Origin of the sequence: Marinobacter iranensis (genome assembly GCF_029207565.1) — a bacterium.
In the GTDB taxonomy this organism is placed as follows: domain Bacteria; phylum Pseudomonadota; class Gammaproteobacteria; order Pseudomonadales; family Oleiphilaceae; genus Marinobacter; species Marinobacter iranensis.
The window spans coordinates 1-15931 of the sequence record NZ_JANCMW010000017.1 but is presented as its reverse complement, the minus strand read 5'-3'; the positions used below and the strand labels follow the sequence as shown (position 1 = coordinate 15931).

Annotated in this window: 15 protein-coding genes and 3 tRNA genes; 12 read left to right on the top strand and 6 right to left on the bottom strand. The window is 57.2% G+C overall.

The annotated features are described in order from the left end of the window. Positions 1-19 precede the first annotated feature (19 nt). From NLU14_RS19930 to NLU14_RS19910, 5 genes are all read left to right on the top strand, one after another. Positions 20-1255 (top strand): aspartate kinase, encoded by a 1236-nt coding sequence (locus NLU14_RS19930; RefSeq protein ID WP_275709873.1) that lies wholly within the window; start codon positions 20-22, stop codon positions 1253-1255. Between the two features lie 186 nt (positions 1256-1441). After that, positions 1442-1639 carry a carbon storage regulator CsrA gene (gene csrA, locus NLU14_RS19925; protein WP_007155535.1) on the top strand — a complete coding sequence of 66 codons (198 nt, stop codon included), beginning with the start codon at positions 1442-1444 and terminating at the stop codon, positions 1637-1639. 149 nt (positions 1640-1788) lie between these two features. Continuing rightward, positions 1789-1879 (top strand) — tRNA-Ser (locus tag NLU14_RS19920). Positions 1880-1929: 50 nt separating this feature from the next. Then, positions 1930-2006 (top strand) — tRNA-Arg (locus tag NLU14_RS19915). A gap of 43 nt (positions 2007-2049) precedes the next feature. Then, positions 2050-2126 (top strand) — tRNA-Arg (locus NLU14_RS19910). Between the two features lie 44 nt (positions 2127-2170). Here NLU14_RS19910 and NLU14_RS19905 read toward each other — a convergent pair. After that, a complete protein-coding gene (locus NLU14_RS19905) occupies positions 2171-2707 on the bottom strand; it encodes a DUF2058 domain-containing protein (protein WP_275709871.1) in 537 nt (178 codons plus the stop codon). Between the two features lie 111 nt (positions 2708-2818). Between NLU14_RS19905 and dbpA the strand changes: the two genes are divergently transcribed. The 4 genes from dbpA (at position 2819) to NLU14_RS19885 (ending at position 7842) form a co-directional block, all read left to right on the top strand. Next, the gene (gene dbpA / locus NLU14_RS19900) at positions 2819-4192 is read left to right on the top strand and encodes an ATP-dependent RNA helicase DbpA (protein WP_275709869.1); all 1374 of its coding nucleotides are present in this window, start codon (positions 2819-2821) and stop codon (positions 4190-4192) included. Positions 4193-4415: 223 nt separating this feature from the next. Beyond that, positions 4416-4667, top strand: coding sequence for an OadG family protein (locus tag NLU14_RS19895; RefSeq protein ID WP_275709867.1), 252 nt, complete (start codon positions 4416-4418; stop codon positions 4665-4667). Positions 4668-4709: 42 nt separating this feature from the next. Beyond that, positions 4710-6494: a sodium-extruding oxaloacetate decarboxylase subunit alpha gene (gene oadA, locus NLU14_RS19890; protein ID WP_275709865.1), complete on the top strand. Its 1785-nt coding sequence runs from the start codon at positions 4710-4712 to the stop codon at positions 6492-6494. A gap of 13 nt (positions 6495-6507) precedes the next feature. Beyond that, positions 6508-7842 carry a sodium ion-translocating decarboxylase subunit beta gene (locus NLU14_RS19885; protein WP_275709863.1) on the top strand — a complete coding sequence of 445 codons (1335 nt, stop codon included), beginning with the start codon at positions 6508-6510 and terminating at the stop codon, positions 7840-7842. Between the two features lie 264 nt (positions 7843-8106). On the opposite strand, the gene NLU14_RS19880 is transcribed toward NLU14_RS19885, so the two are convergent. Genes NLU14_RS19880 through imuA form a run of 3 tightly spaced genes read right to left on the bottom strand, consistent with a single transcriptional unit; the run spans position 8107 to position 13345 of the window. Then, on the bottom strand, positions 8107-11229 hold the full coding sequence (locus NLU14_RS19880) for an error-prone DNA polymerase (protein ID WP_275709861.1): 3123 nt from the start codon (positions 11227-11229) through the stop codon (positions 8107-8109). Further along, positions 11229-12647: a Y-family DNA polymerase gene (locus NLU14_RS19875; protein WP_275709859.1), complete on the bottom strand. Its 1419-nt coding sequence runs from the start codon at positions 12645-12647 to the stop codon at positions 11229-11231. The genes NLU14_RS19880 and NLU14_RS19875 overlap by 1 nt, the downstream gene beginning before the upstream one ends. Positions 12648-12655: 8 nt before the next feature. Continuing rightward, positions 12656-13345, bottom strand: a complete 690-nt coding sequence (imuA, locus tag NLU14_RS19870) for a translesion DNA synthesis-associated protein ImuA (RefSeq protein WP_275709857.1) — start codon at positions 13343-13345, stop codon at positions 12656-12658. A 125-nt stretch (positions 13346-13470) separates the two neighbouring features. Here imuA and NLU14_RS19865 point away from each other — a divergent pair, with 125 nt between their 5' ends. Both NLU14_RS19865 and NLU14_RS19860 read left to right on the top strand, forming a co-directional pair. Next, positions 13471-13818, top strand: coding sequence for a 4a-hydroxytetrahydrobiopterin dehydratase (locus NLU14_RS19865; protein ID WP_275709855.1), 348 nt, complete (start codon positions 13471-13473; stop codon positions 13816-13818). Positions 13819-13850: 32 nt separating this feature from the next. After that, positions 13851-14126, top strand: a complete 276-nt coding sequence (locus NLU14_RS19860; protein WP_275709853.1) for a YrhK family protein — start codon at positions 13851-13853, stop codon at positions 14124-14126. On the opposite strand, the gene NLU14_RS23145 is transcribed toward NLU14_RS19860, so the two are convergent. Further along, positions 14123-14365, bottom strand: coding sequence for a tyrosine-type recombinase/integrase (locus tag NLU14_RS23145; protein WP_420845084.1), 243 nt, complete (start codon positions 14363-14365; stop codon positions 14123-14125). The two genes, NLU14_RS19860 and NLU14_RS23145, sit on opposite strands and share 4 nt — an antisense overlap. Continuing rightward, positions 14359-14997, bottom strand: a complete 639-nt coding sequence (locus NLU14_RS19855; protein ID WP_420845083.1) for a phage integrase N-terminal SAM-like domain-containing protein — start codon at positions 14995-14997, stop codon at positions 14359-14361. The genes NLU14_RS23145 and NLU14_RS19855 overlap by 7 nt, the downstream gene beginning before the upstream one ends. A gap of 367 nt (positions 14998-15364) precedes the next feature. On the opposite strand from NLU14_RS19855, the gene NLU14_RS23140 reads away from it, so the two are divergent. After that, positions 15365-15784 (top strand): GFA family protein, encoded by a 420-nt coding sequence (locus NLU14_RS23140; protein WP_420845082.1) that lies wholly within the window; start codon positions 15365-15367, stop codon positions 15782-15784. Positions 15785-15931 lie beyond the last annotated feature (147 nt).

The window sequence follows — 15931 nt, the reverse complement described above, 5'->3', positions numbered from 1 at the left end:
GTTTGGTATCGGGAAAGAAATGGCGCTCTTGGTTCAGAAATTTGGTGGTACCTCGGTAGGCACCACCGAAAGGATTGAAGCGGTTGCTGAAAAAGTCTGCCGCTTCCGCAAGGAAGGTCACGACGTGGTGGTTGTGGTGTCTGCCATGAGTGGTGAGACCAACCGCCTGATTGGTCTGGCCAACGAGATCATGGAAGAGCCCACGCCCCGGGAAATGGACGTGCTGGTCTCCACCGGTGAGCAGGTGACCATTGCCCTGTTGTCCATGGCCTTGCAGAAACGCGGCTGCGATGCGCGCTCCTACACCGGTGCCCAGGTGCGGATTCTGACTGATAGCACCCACACCAAGGCGCGCATCAAGCAGATTGATGAGCAGCGCATGAGGGAAGACCTCAACGCCGGCCGCGTGGTTGTGGTTGCGGGTTTTCAGGGCATCGACGAGAACGGCAGCATCACCACCCTGGGCCGTGGCGGGTCGGATACCACAGCCGTTGCCCTCGCCGCCGCATTGAAGGCTGACGAATGTCAGATCTACACTGATGTGGACGGTGTTTATACGACTGATCCACGGGTGGTCGACAGTGCACGACGGCTGGAGCGGATTACCTTTGAAGAAATGATCGAGATGGCCAGTCTTGGCTCCAAGGTTCTTCAGATTCGCTCAGTGGAATTTGCAGGTAAATACAATGTTCCTTTAAGGGTTCTTTCCAGCTTCCAGGAAGGCGAAGGTACCCTGATTACTCTTGAGGATGAAAACGCCATGGAACAACCGGTCGTCTCCGGCATAGCCTTTAACCGTGATGAAGCCAAGCTGACGATTGCCGGTGTGCCGGATACACCGGGCAGTGCGTTGCGTATTCTCCAGCCGGTCAGCGATGCCAACATCGAAGTGGACATGATTGTTCAGAACGTGGGGGCGGACAACCGTACGGATTTCACCTTTACCGTGCATCGTAACGACTTCAAACGGGCCCATGCGGTTCTCCAGAAAGTATCGGAAGAACTTAATGCCAGGGAAGTCAGTGGCGACAGCAAGATTGCCAAGGTGAGCATCGTGGGTGTAGGCATGCGTTCGCACGCCGGTGTTGCAACTAAAATGTTCGCGGCGCTGTCCAATGAGGGAATCAATATTCTGATGATCTCCACGTCCGAGATTAAAATTTCGGTGGTGATTGACGAAAAATATCTTGAGCTGGCCGTTCGGGCACTCCATAGTGCCTTCGAACTGGACAAGCCCGGGGTAGAGGAAGCCTGAGGTTTGCGGACAAACAGGTCGGTTTGCCCGGGTTTTCCGTAAAAAAGGGCGTCATTTGCAGGCTTTTGCTTTGACAGTTGCGTATAAGTGATTATGCGGCTTTTGATATCGGCAAGTGATCCCACTATAAAAGTAAGCAGTATACATTTGTCGGAACAGGTAGCTCTGGATAAGGGAGTAAAGGACATGTTGATATTGACCCGCCGTGTTGGCGAAACCCTGATGGTCGGTGATGAAATCACCGTCACCGTGCTTGGGGTAAAGGGGAACCAGGTACGCATCGGTGTAAACGCCCCCAAAGAAGTGGCGGTTCACCGTGAAGAAATCTATCAGCGTATACAGAGCGAGAAAGGCTCTGAAGAGCCGGAGCCCGGTAATAGCTGAGAGTGACAAAAAGCCGTTCGAGGGAAACCCGAACGGCTTTTTTGTGTCCCCGGATTGGCTTTTCTGTGCCCACAGGAGCGCGGTTTGAAAAAACTCGTGTCAACCCTATGAAATCAGAAAAATTATGGTAGTATACGCCCCGTTCTCAAGGAGAGGTGGGTGAGTGGCTGAAACCAGCTCCCTGCTAAGGAGCCATACGCATTGCGCGTATCGAGGGTTCGAATCCCTCCCTCTCCGCCATTCTTTTCGGAGAAGTAAGAGAACACTGCTGGATCTGGAAGTATGAATGCGCGGCTGTAGCTCAGCTGGATAGAGTACCTGGCTACGAACCAGGCGGTCGGAGGTTCGAATCCTCCCAGCCGCGCCACTTAATTCAATACACTTCCGCTTTCAGTAGTAACCGTTTTCAAGCGGCTGTAGCTCAGCTGGATAGAGTACCTGGCTACGAACCAGGCGGTCGGAGGTTCGAATCCTCCCAGCCGCGCCATATCAAACGAAGAACCCCGCCCTTGAGCGGGGTTTTTTGTTGCTTTACCACATCAAATCATCTGGAATCTCATAACCTGCATAAGGGTCATCATCACCCTGGTCATCGCTCTTGCGATCGTGCAATACCACAACGGCACTTTCATCCCGCTCCATGATCTTCCGTGCCACACCTTCGGCGACAATCTCATAGGCATCGTTCACAAACACGATGGCCAGTCGTCCCCGGGAAAGCTGGTCAACCATGGTGTCGTCCACAAAGACCTTCTTGATCTTCTTGTCGTGCACGAACTGGTACGAAGTCTCACCACGGGACCGGTCCAGGCGGTTAGTCTCCACCAATTGCCGGATCTGGGCCTGGATGGCCTTTTTCTCGGCCTGCTTCTGGCGCTCAAGGTTTAACTGCCGGTCCCGTTCCGCCTTTTCTTCCCGTGCCTGGCGAGCCCGGATTTCTGCCTCGTTGACCTCAGCGGCCCCCTTGGGTTGCTGCTTACGCTTCTTGTGCTTCTCGTTGCGAATGGCCTTGGCCTTTTTCTCATCGGCCAGGCCGGCCTTTAACAACTGATCCTGTAGTGATGGCATTAACTGCTCCGTGACTGTCTGCTATTTCTGGTAAACTTGGCACCAAGTATACGCCCGCATCGCTGCCGGTCGAACCCATCCTTCATTTATCTGTCCCCGGGTATTCCTTCTATGTCGTCATTCAGTCAATTGGGCCTTTCCGAGCCAATGCTCGCGAACCTGTCGAGGCTTGGCTTTGAAAACCCCACGCCGATCCAGTCCGGCGCCTTGCCCCATGCCATGGAAGGTCGGGATCTGATCGCCCTGGCGCAGACCGGGAGTGGCAAGACGGCGGCGTTTGGTATCGGTCTGGTGGAGAGGCTGGACCCGCGCCGGTTTGCGGTGCAGGGGTTGGTGCTTTGTCCCACGCGTGAGCTGGCGGACCAGGTGGCCAAATCCCTGCGTGAACTGGCGGTTGCCCGGGAGAACGTGAAGATCCTGTCCCTCTGCGGTGGAGTGTCTATCGGCCCACAGATTGGCTCGCTCAGCCACGGCGCCCATATCGTGGTGGGAACCCCGGGACGGATTCAGGATCATCTTCGCAAGGGAACCTTGAAGCTGGATCAGCTCAAAACCCTGGTTCTGGACGAGGCCGACCGGATGCTGGATATGGGCTTCCAGGACGCGGTGGAAGACATCATCAGCCAGGCGCCTTCAAAAAGGCAGACCCTGATGTTCTCCGCCACCTGGCCGGAAAATATCCGCAAACTCAGCGAGCAATACCAGAACAAGCCGGCGGATGTCCGGATTGATAGCCAGGCAGTGGACTCCGACATTACCGAAAGGTTCTATGAAATCGCGCCAGGGCAGCAGGTTCAGGCCCTGGCCGCTTTACTCTCCTTACACCAGCCTGCTTCGTGTATTGCTTTCTGCACCAGGAAGCAACAGTGCGATGAGGTGGCCACTGAACTGAATGGCTTGGGATTCGCTGCCTTGCCCCTTCACGGTGACCTGGAGCAAAGGGATCGGGACAGCGTTCTGGTCCGCTTTGGCAACCAGAGCTGCTCGGTGCTTGTGGCGACCGATGTGGCTGCCCGTGGCCTGGATATCAAATCCCTGCCGCTGGTGGTGAACGTGGAGCCTGCCCGGGACCCGGAAGTGCATACACATCGTGTCGGGCGCACGGGCCGGGCAGGGGAGCAGGGCCTGGCCGTGACTTTTTGCACGCCCTCCCAGGCCCACAAGATCAACCGGCTGGAAGCCGGTCGCCAGCAGGCAGTAGTGTGGGGCGACACGGGCAAGTTGATGGCGACGCCACTGCGGCCATTGGCCCCTGCCATGAAAACCCTGTGTATCGCAGGGGGGCGCAAAGACAAGGTCAGGCCTGGCGATGTTCTTGGCGCGCTAACGGGTGAGGCCGGGCTTTCCGGCAAGGCGGTGGGCAAGATTGATCTCTTTGATTTTCAGTGTTTTGTTGCTGTCGAGAAGGCCTCGGCGCCGACGGCGCTGAAAAGGCTGGAACAGGGTCGCATCAAGGGCCGGAAAATGCGTGTACGTTATGCATAAATGAGAATCACTTTTGCCTGTCCCGGGCCCGTCAATATGGGCCAGGGCGCTCGGTAACCACTTATTGAAACCTGCAATTAGGTTGCTCAGTGAGTCGGAAAACGGTAAATTACGCGGGATTTTGCCCCCCGAACTGCCTGGATGACAGGTAAAACCACGCTCTTGGCGGGGCCTGGCCAGCGGCTCGGGAAAATCAACAACTCAATACAGGTAGCTATTCGTTATGAATGAGCTGATGTCACAAGCCATCGATCTGATGGTCGCAGGCATGGGGTTTGTCTTCGCATTCCTGGTCGTACTGGTGTTTGCAACCCTGCTCATGTCAAAGCTGGTCCACCGGTTCGGCGCACCTGAACCCGCTGCCCCGGTCCGAACTCCACGTGCAAAGCCTTCAGCGCCATCGTCGGTTGATCCTGACACCGCTGAAGCGATTAAAAAAGCGATTGCACAGTACCGGTCACGCCACAAGAAGTGACCTGGCAGACAGATTAGAACCTTTAAACAGAAGGCTGACACGATGACTGACTCAAAGAAACCGCTGGGGATTACGGACGTTATTTTGCGTGACGCCCACCAGTCCCTGCTGGCCACCCGCATGCGGCTTGACGATATGCTGCCCATTGCCGAGAAGCTGGACAAGGTAGGCTTCTGGTCTCTGGAATCCTGGGGTGGAGCCACTTTTGACTCCTGCATTCGCTACCTGGGTGAGGATCCATGGGAGCGTATCCGCGAACTGAAAAAAGCCATGCCCAACACGCCGCAGCAAATGCTCCTGCGCGGCCAGAATCTGTTGGGCTACCGGCACTATGCGGATGATGTGGTTGAGCGCTTTGTTGATCGTGCCGCCGAAAACGGCGTAGACGTATTCCGGATTTTTGACGCGATGAACGACCCGCGCAACCTGGATACCGCCATCAAGGCTGTTCGCAAGACTGGCAAACACGCCCAGGGCACCATTTCCTACACCACAAGCCCTGTTCACACCATTGAAATGTGGGTTGAGCTGGCCAAGGAAATCGCCTCCATGGGTGCCGATTCCATTGCCATCAAGGACATGGCGGGCATTCTCAAGCCGTATGTGGCTTTCGATCTGGTCAGCCGCCTGAAGAAAGAGTTGGACATTCCGATTCACATGCAGTGCCACGCAACGACTGGCATGTCTACGGCCACCGCCATCAAGGCAGCGGAAGCCGGTATTGATAACGTTGATACCGCGATTTCCTCCATGAGCATGACCTATGGTCATTCTCCCACCGAGGCGGTTGTTGCCATTCTTGAAGGTACAGACCGCGACACCGGCCTTGATCTGAACCTGCTGGAAGAAATTGCCAGCTACTTCCGCGAAGTTCGTAAGAAGTATGCAAGGTTTGAAGGCAGCCTCCGGGGTACCGATTCCCGCATTCTGATTGCTCAGGTTCCGGGTGGCATGCTGACCAACATGGAAAACCAACTGAGAGAGCAGAACGCCAGCGACAAGTTTGACGAGGTGCTGGCTGAGATTCCCAAGGTACGGGAAGATCTGGGTTACATCCCGCTAGTGACTCCAACCTCCCAAATTGTTGGTACTCAGGCGGTATTGAACGTTCTGACAGGAGAGCGCTACAAGTCCATCTCCAAGGAAACCTCTGCAATCCTGAAGGGCGAGTACGGCTCTGCACCATCCTCGTTTAACAAGGAACTGCAAGAGCGGGTTCTGGATGGCAAGGAGGCGATTACCTGCCGGCCGGCCGATCTGATTGAACCGGAAATGGACAAGCTGACCGACGAGCTGAAGAAGCTGGCGGACGAGAAGGGCATCAAACTGGCTGACAACGCTGTCGACGATGTGCTGACCTACGCCTTGTTCCCGCAGATTGGCCTCAAGTTCCTGGAAAACCGCGACAATCCGGATGCCTTTGAGCCCGTTCCGACCGCTGCAGACGCGGCGCCTGCGAAAAAAGCGGGTGGCCCGGAAACCTACACGGTTGAAGTGAACGGCAAGAAATTTGTAGTTGCTGTGTCTGAAGGTGGCGAAATTACCCAGCTCCAGGGTGAGGGCGGCGCTGCGTCTGCACCGGCTGCCGCTTCCACTCCTGCACCGGCGGGTGAAGGTGAGCCTTTGGTGGCGCCGCTGGGCGGCAATATCTTCAAGGTTCTGGTTTCCCCCGGCGATGCTGTGGAAGAGGGCGATGTGCTGATCATTCTCGAAGCCATGAAAATGGAAACCGAGGTTCGAGCACCGAAAGCCGGTACCATCGGCGAAGTCTTCATCAAGGTCGGTGATGCCGTCTCCCCTGATGATGAAATGCTGACAATCGCATAAGGGCCAGCATTCCATGGATAAATTACTGACGCTCTGGACAGGTAGTGGCCTGTTCAATATAGAGATCGGCCAGGTGATCATGATCGCCATTGGCCTTCTTCTTCTGTTCCTTGCGATTCGCAAGGGTTTTGAGCCGCTGCTGCTGGTGCCCATCGGGTTCGGCGGCATCCTGGCGAATATTCCGGAGGCAGGGCTGGCCCTGACTGCGGCGGAAAATGCGATCCATTTCGCCCTGAGGAGTGACGCTACGCAGGTGCTGGCCGCGCTGGCTGCGCCGCTGGATGTTGTCTACCAGGCCGGCCAGGCTGTAACGCCTGAGCTGAAAGAAGCCTTCAAGGTTGCTGTCAAAGAAGCCAGCTACTCTGAAATGGCGATGGCAAACTCCATTGCCCAGGACTTCGGTTATGGTCATGGCATGTTGTATAACTTCTACTCGGTGGTTATCGGCAGCACCATTGGCCCACTGGTGATTTTCATGGGTGTCGGCGCGATGACGGACTTTGGCCCGCTGTTGGCCAATCCCAAGACGATGCTGCTCGGCGCCGCGGCTCAGTTCGGTATCTTCGGAACCGTTCTGGGTGCCGCACTGCTCGATTGGCTGGGTGTCCTGGATTTCACCATCCTCGAAGCCGCCGCGGTCGGTATTATCGGTGGTGCGGATGGTCCTACGTCCATCTACGTGTCCAGTGTTCTGGCGCCGCACCTTCTTGGAGCGATCGCCGTTTCGGCCTACGCCTACATGGCGATGGTTCCGATGATCCAGCCGCCGATCATGAAGGCGCTGACCAGCCAGAAAGAGCGGGCTATCAAAATGTCCCAGCTCCGCCCGGTGAGCAAGAAAGAAAAAATCGTGTTCCCGTTGGTCGTGTTGATTGCCGTGGTTCTGTTCCTGCCGGATGCCGCGCCGCTTCTGGGTATGTTCTGCTTCGGTAACCTGATGCGCGAATGTGGCGTGGTCGAGCGCCTGAGCGACACAGCGCAGAATGCACTGATCAATATCACGACCATTTTCCTGGGCCTGTCCGTGGGCTCGAAGCTGATGGCCGATAAGTTCCTGGACGCCCAGACGCTGGGTATCCTGGGCCTGGGTATTGTAGCGTTCGGTGTAGGTACAGCCTGTGGTGTTCTGATGGCGAAGCTGATGAACCGCTTCACCAAGGAGCCTATCAACCCGCTGATTGGTTCTGCCGGCGTATCCGCAGTGCCGATGGCAGCGCGGGTATCCAACAAGGTGGGCCTGGAAGCCAATCCGCATAACTTCCTGTTGATGCACGCCATGGGCCCGAACGTGGCCGGCGTTATCGGCTCTGCGGTGGCTGCGGGTGTGATGATCAAGCTGCTTAGCTGATCGTTTCACTCTAGTGAATAAGGAGACCCCGCTTTTGCGGGGTTTTCTTGTTTTGTAGCCTGTGAATTTTGGTGGTGGCGCCATTGCGGAGGCCCTTTCCAGGAAACGCTACGAGCACATCCATGTGCGCTTGACTCCGGCCATCCGTGGCCGGAGACATTCCTGGAAAGGGCCTCCGCAATGGCGCTTCGAACTCCACAGTTACCGCTTAATACCCCATCCCTTTACCGTAGGTCGGATTAGGCGAAGCCGTAATCCGACAAACTAATGAAAATCCCGCGAACTAACCGGCAACGCCTCAATCAAATGGCTCAAATCCGACAACCTCCCCGCCATCACATGAACAATCTCCCCCTCTCTCTCCAACACACCCTTCACATGTAACAACCGTGCGGTTATCAACGGCTTCCGTTGCCGCCGCGCAGTTTCCAGCCACACCACCACATTCACGTTGCCGGTTTCGTCTTCCAGGGTGACAAAAGTGACGCCGGAGGCGGAGCCGGGGCGTTGACGGCCGGTGACGAGGCCGGCGACCTGGACAGGAATTCCGGCTTTGGTGGTTCTGAGCTGTTCGGCGTTGAGGCAGAACTTCAGGTGGCCCTGTTCACGGAGCAGGGCCAGTGGATGGCGTTGCAGGGTAAGGCCCTGGCTGGCGTAGTCGGCGAGGACGTTCTGGCCTTCCGTGGGTTCCGGCAGGTGTACGCAGGTTGTGTCCGGTATGTATTCCGCGCTGCTTTCGGCGGCAAAGAGTTCCGCCGGTTGCTCGTGGCCAAGGAGTTGCCAGTAGGCCTGGTGGCGATTGGCGGTGAAGTCGGGCATGGCGTTGGCGCCGGCCAGGAGTTCCATGGCCCGCTGGTCCAGCCCCGCCAGGCGGCGGAGCTCGCCGGTGGTTTGGTAACCTTGTGGCGGGCGCCGCTGGCAGAGTCGCTCAGCACCATTGGCGGAAAAGCCCTGTACCAGCCTCAGGCCCAGGCGCAGGTGGCGACCGGGGCCTTCGAGGGTGTGGTCCCACTGGCTGTGATTCACATCCGGCGGTAGCACGGTAACATCATGGCGGCGGGCATCCTGAACCAGTTGGGACGGGGAGTAGAACCCCATGGGCTGGCTGTTGAGCAGGGCACAGTAGAAGGCGGCCGGGTAGTGGCACTTGATCCAAGAGGACACATACACCAGCAATGCAAAGCTGGCGGCGTGGGATTCCGGGAAGCCATAGCCGCCGAAGCCGCAGATCTGCAGGTACAGTCGTTCGGCGAAATCGGCATCATGGCCCCTTTCCAGCATGCCGTTAATGAGCTTGTCCCGGAAGGGGGTCAGGTCACCGTGGGACTTCCAGGCGGCCATGGCGCGGCGGAGTTGATCGGCTTCACCGGCAGAGAAACCGGCGGCCACCATGGCCAGTTTGATCACCTGTTCCTGGAAGATGGGCACACCCAGAGTCCGCTCAAGAACCTTCCGTACCGCGTCGTTGGGGTAGTCGACCGGTTCAAGGCCATGTTTGCGGCGCAAATAGGGGTGAACCATGTCGCCCTGGATGGGGCCAGGGCGAACAATGGCCACCTCGATGACCAGGTCGTACCAGGTTTCCGGCTTCAGGCGCGGCAGCATGTTGATCTGGGCGCGGGATTCCACCTGGAAGACACCAATGCTGTCGCCCCTCTGGAGCATGGCATAGGTGGCCGGGTCTTCCTGGGGGATGGCCTGCATGGTAAAGGGGGTACCCTTTTCCTTGCTGATCAGGTCCAGTGCCTTGCGGATGGCAGTGAGCATGCCCAGGGCAAGCACATCCACTTTCATCAGGCCCAGGCTTTCCAGATCATCTTTATCCCACTGGATGACCGTACGATCTGCCATGGCGGCGTTCTCCACCGGGACCAGTTCGGCCAGCGGGCCGGCACTGATCACGAAGCCGCCCACGTGCTGGGACAGATGGCGCGGAAAGCCGAGCAGGGTGTTGACCAGGGTAAAAAACTGGTCGGCGACTTTCGGGTTGCGGGTCAGGCGCTTGTCGAGAATCTGCTGGCGCCAATTGCTGGCCTTGTCACGCCAGTCTATGCCTTCCAGTAGCTGCTCCACCATAGCCGGATCAAAACCCAGAGCCTTCCCCACATCACGAATGGCACTGCGTGGCCGATAGCGGATCACCGTGGCGGCCAGGGCGGCTCGTTCACGGCTGTAGCGCCGGTAGATGTACTGAATGACTTCCTCCCGCCGTTCATGCTCGAAATCCACATCGATATCGGGTGGTTCGTCACGGTCTTTGGAGATGAAGCGTTCGAACAGCAGTTCCACCCGTGCCGGATTGACCTCGGTGATTCCCAGGCAATAACACACGGCGGAGTTGGCCGCAGATCCCCGCCCCTGGCACAGGATGCCCTTGCTGCGGGCAAAGGCGACGATGTCCTGGATGGTGAGGAAGTAGTGTTCGTACTTTCTCTCTGATATCAGCGCCAACTCCTTGCGGATCAATCCCTGAACACTCAGGGGCGTGCCTTCGGGATAGCGCCGGCGCTCGCCCTCGCGGGTCAGCCGCTTCAGGTAAGCTGCCGGTGATTCATTGTCCGGTACCAGGTCCGGCGGGTATTCGTACCGCAGGCTGCCGGGTTTGAAAGTGCATTGCCCGGCAATCACCAGGGTTTCCCTGAGCCAGGTGTCGGGAAACAGGCGCTGCAGAACCGGCAAGGGTCGCAGGTAGCGTTCCCCGTTCTGGAACAGGCAGTGGCCGGCATTTTCCACGGTGGTGTGGTTGCGCAGGGCGGTGAGCACGTCCTGCAGTGGCTGGCGTTCCCGGCTGTGCATGTGTACTTCGCCGGTGGCGGTGACCGGGCAGCGCAAGTGCTCAGCCAGCCAGCGTACACGTGCCAGTTGCAGTTCCTCTCCGGCCTCAAGAGTGCGGGCAGTGGCTATCCAGAGGTTGGGGTCAAACAGGCGTTGAAGCCATTCACCGCAGGCCAGGGCCTGATCCGCATCCGCCTCGGTGGGTGGGGGCGGCAGCCACAGGCACAGGCAGTCATCCAGGGCGTGGGTTTCAATATCCCGGAAGAACAGTTGGTACTGGCCTTTCTCAGCTCGTCGGCGGCCGGTGGTGATCAACTGGCAGAGCTGACCATACCCCTTGCGGGTGCGCGCCAGAAGAATAAAGCGTGGAACAGCAGCTCCGGGTGGAACATCTTCAAGCTCAAACCAACTACCGGTGATCAACTTTACGGAGCTATCTTTAAGCGCGGCCCAGGCACGGGGAATGCCGGCTACAGAGCAGGCATCGGTGATTGCCAGTGCGGAATAACCCAGCTCCAATGCCCGCTCTGCCAGCTCATGGGGATGTGATGCCCCGGTCAGAAAGGTAAAGTTGCTGAAGCAGAACAGTTCTGCGTAGGTAAACCCGCTCATCAGCCAAACCACCCGTGCACAAACCAGTCATCCCGCACATCCCTGAATACCCAGGCAAGCTGGCCGGTGGAAAGTTGTGCGATGTAATAATCCCTGTGTACCCGCTGGCCATCCCACCAGCCCCCGCTGATACGCTCTGGCCCTGAAAACCATTCGGGTGGTGTTTCCGTCAGCGGCTGGGGGCCTTTAAGCAGCCATAACGGGCGGCGGGGCAGTTGGGTGTAATCCGGCAACCGGATGTTATGCCTGCGCAATACCTCAGAGGCTGACCAGGCACGCTCGGGCCGATGATCCGCCTGCGGTGATAACTGCCGCAGGGCGCTGTCACCGAGCCGTGCCTGCAGGCGGCTGATCAGGGTGTGCCAGGCTTCGTTCAGGTCCTGGGTTTCACCCAGTAGATCCTGGCCAGTGGTAGCTTCCCGCCCCAGGAATCGCTTGACCGAGAGCACCAGCGATGTCACCGGTGCTCTCAATGGATGTTGCTCCAACCGCAAGCGGATCAGATTCAGGAATGCCTCGGCCCGGTGTTCGGGGCCTGAAGTGCGAATCCGCAAGCGGGTGGGCTCTTCGTGCCGGTGCCGAAGGATGAGGAACAGGCTGTCGGTATCCTGCTGTCGCCAGCACAGGTCTTCCTCCAGTTCAGAGAGGATGCGCTGCAGGGGAAACAACAGGCCCTGGGATTGCTCAATTTCCTGTACGAAGTCCGCCTGTTGACGAAAGTAGTGGGGTGGTTGCCAGGGTGTTTGGGGATCCGCCCGGTTCCCCTGGATTTTCTGCACATGGGCCAGGGTTTCCGGTGATAAACGGCGGGCCAGTTCGTTGGGTGGTAATGCAAGGACTTCACTGAGGGTGTTCAGCCCAATCCGTTGCAGCCGGGCACGGGTCTTGTCATCAAACTCCGCAGCCAGCAGTGACATCTGCCCCAGCGTGCGCAGGATATGGCCTTTGTCTGCGGTGCATTCGCCTTTGCCTGTGCGGGCAATCAGCCGGGCCGCCAGTGGCGTATGGCCAATGGCAATCCAGGCATTAAGCTGGCGTTCGTTCAGTCCCTGCTCCACGGTTTGCCAGACGGCTGCCAGCCCGCCATAAAGCCGTTGCAGGCTGCCGACTTCCGCCAGTACGCCATCAGGGGGCACCAGTACGATATGGGCCGCATAGCGATACAGCCAGCGGGCCTGATCCTCCAATATCCGGGCTTCCTGTTGCTGATCTGCCCTGACCATGCCCAGCTCCGGCACCAGGCTGATGGCGGTTCTCAGGCGCATACCGGCCCGCACGCCCTGAGCCCGTGCTTCCGGACAGGCCTGGATGACCTTCTGCCCGGAACCTTCCACAACGGCCAGTGCCCCCTGGCTTTCACGGGAACGGCGAATATGGTCCAGCAACAGGTGAGGGAAGTGCAGGTACAACCAGAGCATGGCGGGCCTTACCCGGCCCGGCCGGACCAGGGGCCCTGAACCACACGGGGTGCCTCCTGGAAGGCCAGGTCCGCCCGGTGATCCATGGCGAGTGAACAGCGTTGCCCCGGCCAACTGCCGCGGCGTTTGAGCACATTGATCCTGAGATCCTGCTGGCCCCCGGGAGCGAGTTCCAGCCGCAGTGCTGCCGGGGAATTCTGTTCGGCATAGCGGCGTTCACGGAACAATACGCATACATTACTGCCGGCCTCCGCTGCCAGTTGCAAACGTCGGATTTTCCGCGCGGCCAGTTTTCCGGGCCAGGCCATCACCAAACCGGTTACCGGCGAACGCAGACAGTTTTCCAGTGTCCACAGGAAATCACCCTCGTCTTCGGTGTTGATCAGTACCACCTGGTCCAGATTGACACCCTCCCGTGCGAGGGCGGGGGCGTAAGGCGTGTGAGGCGGATTCAGCCAGAATACGGTTTTGCCGCTGTGAGACAGCCGTTGCATCAAGGGCAGTAACAGGTGTAATTCACCAATGCCGGGTTCGTCCAGCAAACACTCACTTAACGCACCCCTGGGCCAGCCAATACCGCCGAGCTGGTTGTCCAGAACCTGATAGCCTGTAGGCTCCGCCGACTGGGTCGTCCAGGTATGTTGGTGGCCCTGCCAGACACGGGCATCCTGCATCAGCGTGTTCAGAATCTCGCTCATGGAAAACTCTCATATACTGTTTAAATATACAGTATTCTGAAAGGCAGGTGATTTCAAGCGCCGGGTTGATAATGAGGCTGAATGAACCCACGCTTGTAGTACAGTCATCAACCATGGAGGTTGAAATGAGTGAGTTGACGCAACAAAGCTGCGAAGCCTGCAGCGCGGATGCACCCCAGGTTACTGCAGACGAGAAACAGGCCTTGGGTAAAGACGTGCCGGAATGGCAGGTTGTTGAACTGGATGGAGAAGAACAGCTACAACGAGTGTTCAAACTCAAGAACTTCGCCCAGGCCCAGGCATTCACCAACAAGGTGGGCGACCTGGCCGAAGCCGAGAACCACCATCCCGCCATCCTGTTGGAATACGGCAAAGTGACGGTGCGCTGGTGGACCCACAAGATCGGTGGCCTGCACAAAAACGATTACATCATGGCGGCACGAACCGATGCAGCCTACGGAGATATGCAGTAATTTAACAAAACCCACCAGAAGCAGGATGCGTAATGGCAGAAAACCGCACAGACAGCCCACTGACCCTTCGGTTGGGGCATGAAGAATTGATTATCCGGCGCCGCTACGAGGTGCTCAGCATTATCAATGACTTTCTGATCGCCATCTGGTTTCTGGTGGGCAGCATCCTGTTCCTGTTTCCCGAATACGAGAAAGCAGCCATCTGGCTGTTCATCATAGGCAGCTTCCAGTTTCTGGTTCGCCCCACCATCCGCCTTGTAGGCCATATCCACATGCAGCGCATTCCGGAAAGTCGGTGGGAAAGTTAGAAGGTTTCGTCTACCGGGCTACGCACGCCGAAGCCTCCTTTACGGACTACGTGTGTATAGATTTCGGTGGTGCGGATATCTGCATGGCCCAGTAATTTCTGAATCGTGCGAATGTCATATCCAGCCTCCAGCAAGCGAGTGGCGAAACTGTGCCTGAAGGTATGGCTGTTTGCGGGTTTGCGAATCCCCGCAGAGCGAATCGCCAGGCGGAAGTTTTTCTGAACCGTTCTGGCTAGCATGTATATACCGAGCCATATCCTTTGGCCAAGTCACTTGAATGCTGATGGAGGGCCGCTTCAATCTGCTTGGTCAGGGGCTGTACCAGGGAATCAGGCAATAGGGTAATTCGATCCTTATTGCCCTTGCCGCTGCGAACCACCAACTGCTGCATGCCAAAATCAACATCTTTCACGCGCAGTCGCAGGACCTCGTTAATACGAAGGCCTGAACCATAAATCAGCATGGCAATCAGCCGATACTCCCCTTCCAGGTTATTGATGGCCGCTTTTGCTTCCTCGGGGCTGAACACCGTGGGCAGTTTGGCGGGTTTTCGAGCGGCTTCGTAGTTCAGATTGTCCAGAGGAATACCCAAGAACTCCCGGTAGAGAAAAACCAGTGCATTCAGAGCCCCTCTCTGGGTTGCCACACTGGCATTGGCTTGTAACACCAAGTGTGAAAGAAATGCTTCAACTTCTGCTGACCCCATTGTTTCAGGGTGCTTCCGGCCATGGAAACGGATAAAGCGCTTTATCCAGAACACATAGGTTTTTTCCGTTGCATAGGCAAGGCCGCGCATGCGAATGAAGCTACGAAGTCTGTCCAGGAACCGAGTTGGTTGCGCTGGAATAGGCGGAGGGATGTCCATATCCATTTTATTGCCTCTACACTGTTTTTATATACAGTGTAAGGGGAGGCGCTACCAGGTCAACGGACGCTGCAGGCCGGAGTTATACGAACCGGTTCGCAAAATTCCAGGGAAAGGGCGGGAAACCCTTATAAGTATTTGATACTGTTGAAGCTGCATTAGAGCATTGTGGAGTTATACGCCCTTGTTCAAGGGGATGTTGCAGGCCAAGGAGGGCGTATAACTCCGGCGGTAGCCGTGGTGGATTCTGGTTAGTTATTGGTTCTTAAGCAGTTTTTTGAACCAGAAGGGCGGCTGAAAATTGGAGTTATACGAACGGGTGATATCCGAACGTGTTCGTATAATACGCTGTTAAGTGTCAAAGGATTGATCGATGCAAGGTGAATGTCTCTGCGGAAGCGTGAAATTCGAAATTGATGGGGAGATACGCAATCTCTATCAGTGTCACTGCTCGCTATGCCGCAAAGCCACAGGGGCTGCCGCTAACGCTGCCACGTTTGTGCAGAGTTCTAATTTTCGTTGGGTCTCAGGTCAAAGCGAGATCCGGTCGTACCAAAAGCCAAGTGGTTTCCGGAGCGATTTCTGTTCGAGTTGTGGGAGTCCGGTTCCAAATAGCCTGCGGGGCACCGAGATGGTTTGGGTTCCAGCCGGTTTGCTCGATGAACTCGCCGTATCAAGGGTTTCTGTTCACCTCCACACAGCATCCGCCGCGCCATGGGAGCAAGAATCCGCTGAGTGCGTTCGATTGGAGGGCGGCCCTGAGAGCCTGGAATCACTTAACAAATTGTTGTAGTACGTTCCGGGCCTCCGGCCCTACACCGGACGCCCATTTCGCTGCGCTACATGTGCGCCGCTAAACCAAAGCGTGTGTGCCGGGCATGGCACAGAACTAGGGAGGTGAAAGTCCTCCTGCCAGGTGTTCGCAGAGCCGAAGGCTAGG

What these genes read in the sequence shown, in the direction of transcription:
- NLU14_RS19930 (WP_275709873.1), top strand. Translation starts at nt 20, where the DNA reads ATGGCGCTCTTGGTTCAGAAATTTGGTGGTACCTCGGTAGGCACCACC.
- csrA (WP_007155535.1), top strand. Translation starts at nt 1,442, where the DNA reads ATGTTGATATTGACCCGCCGTGTTGGCGAAACCCTGATGGTCGGTGAT.
- NLU14_RS19905 (WP_275709871.1), bottom strand. Translation starts at nt 2,707, where the DNA reads ATGCCATCACTACAGGATCAGTTGTTAAAGGCCGGCCTGGCCGATGAG.
- dbpA (WP_275709869.1), top strand. Translation starts at nt 2,819, where the DNA reads ATGTCGTCATTCAGTCAATTGGGCCTTTCCGAGCCAATGCTCGCGAAC.
- NLU14_RS19895 (WP_275709867.1), top strand. Translation starts at nt 4,416, where the DNA reads ATGAATGAGCTGATGTCACAAGCCATCGATCTGATGGTCGCAGGCATG.
- oadA (WP_275709865.1), top strand. Translation starts at nt 4,710, where the DNA reads ATGACTGACTCAAAGAAACCGCTGGGGATTACGGACGTTATTTTGCGT.
- NLU14_RS19885 (WP_275709863.1), top strand. Translation starts at nt 6,508, where the DNA reads ATGGATAAATTACTGACGCTCTGGACAGGTAGTGGCCTGTTCAATATA.
- NLU14_RS19880 (WP_275709861.1), bottom strand. Translation starts at nt 11,229, where the DNA reads ATGAGCGGGTTTACCTACGCAGAACTGTTCTGCTTCAGCAACTTTACC.
- NLU14_RS19875 (WP_275709859.1), bottom strand. Translation starts at nt 12,647, where the DNA reads ATGCTCTGGTTGTACCTGCACTTCCCTCACCTGTTGCTGGACCATATT.
- imuA (WP_275709857.1), bottom strand. Translation starts at nt 13,345, where the DNA reads ATGAGCGAGATTCTGAACACGCTGATGCAGGATGCCCGTGTCTGGCAG.
- NLU14_RS19865 (WP_275709855.1), top strand. Translation starts at nt 13,471, where the DNA reads ATGAGTGAGTTGACGCAACAAAGCTGCGAAGCCTGCAGCGCGGATGCA.
- NLU14_RS19860 (WP_275709853.1), top strand. Translation starts at nt 13,851, where the DNA reads ATGGCAGAAAACCGCACAGACAGCCCACTGACCCTTCGGTTGGGGCAT.
- NLU14_RS23145 (WP_420845084.1), bottom strand. Translation starts at nt 14,365, where the DNA reads ATGCTAGCCAGAACGGTTCAGAAAAACTTCCGCCTGGCGATTCGCTCT.
- NLU14_RS19855 (WP_420845083.1), bottom strand. Translation starts at nt 14,997, where the DNA reads ATGGATATGGACATCCCTCCGCCTATTCCAGCGCAACCAACTCGGTTC.
- NLU14_RS23140 (WP_420845082.1), top strand. Translation starts at nt 15,365, where the DNA reads ATGCAAGGTGAATGTCTCTGCGGAAGCGTGAAATTCGAAATTGATGGG.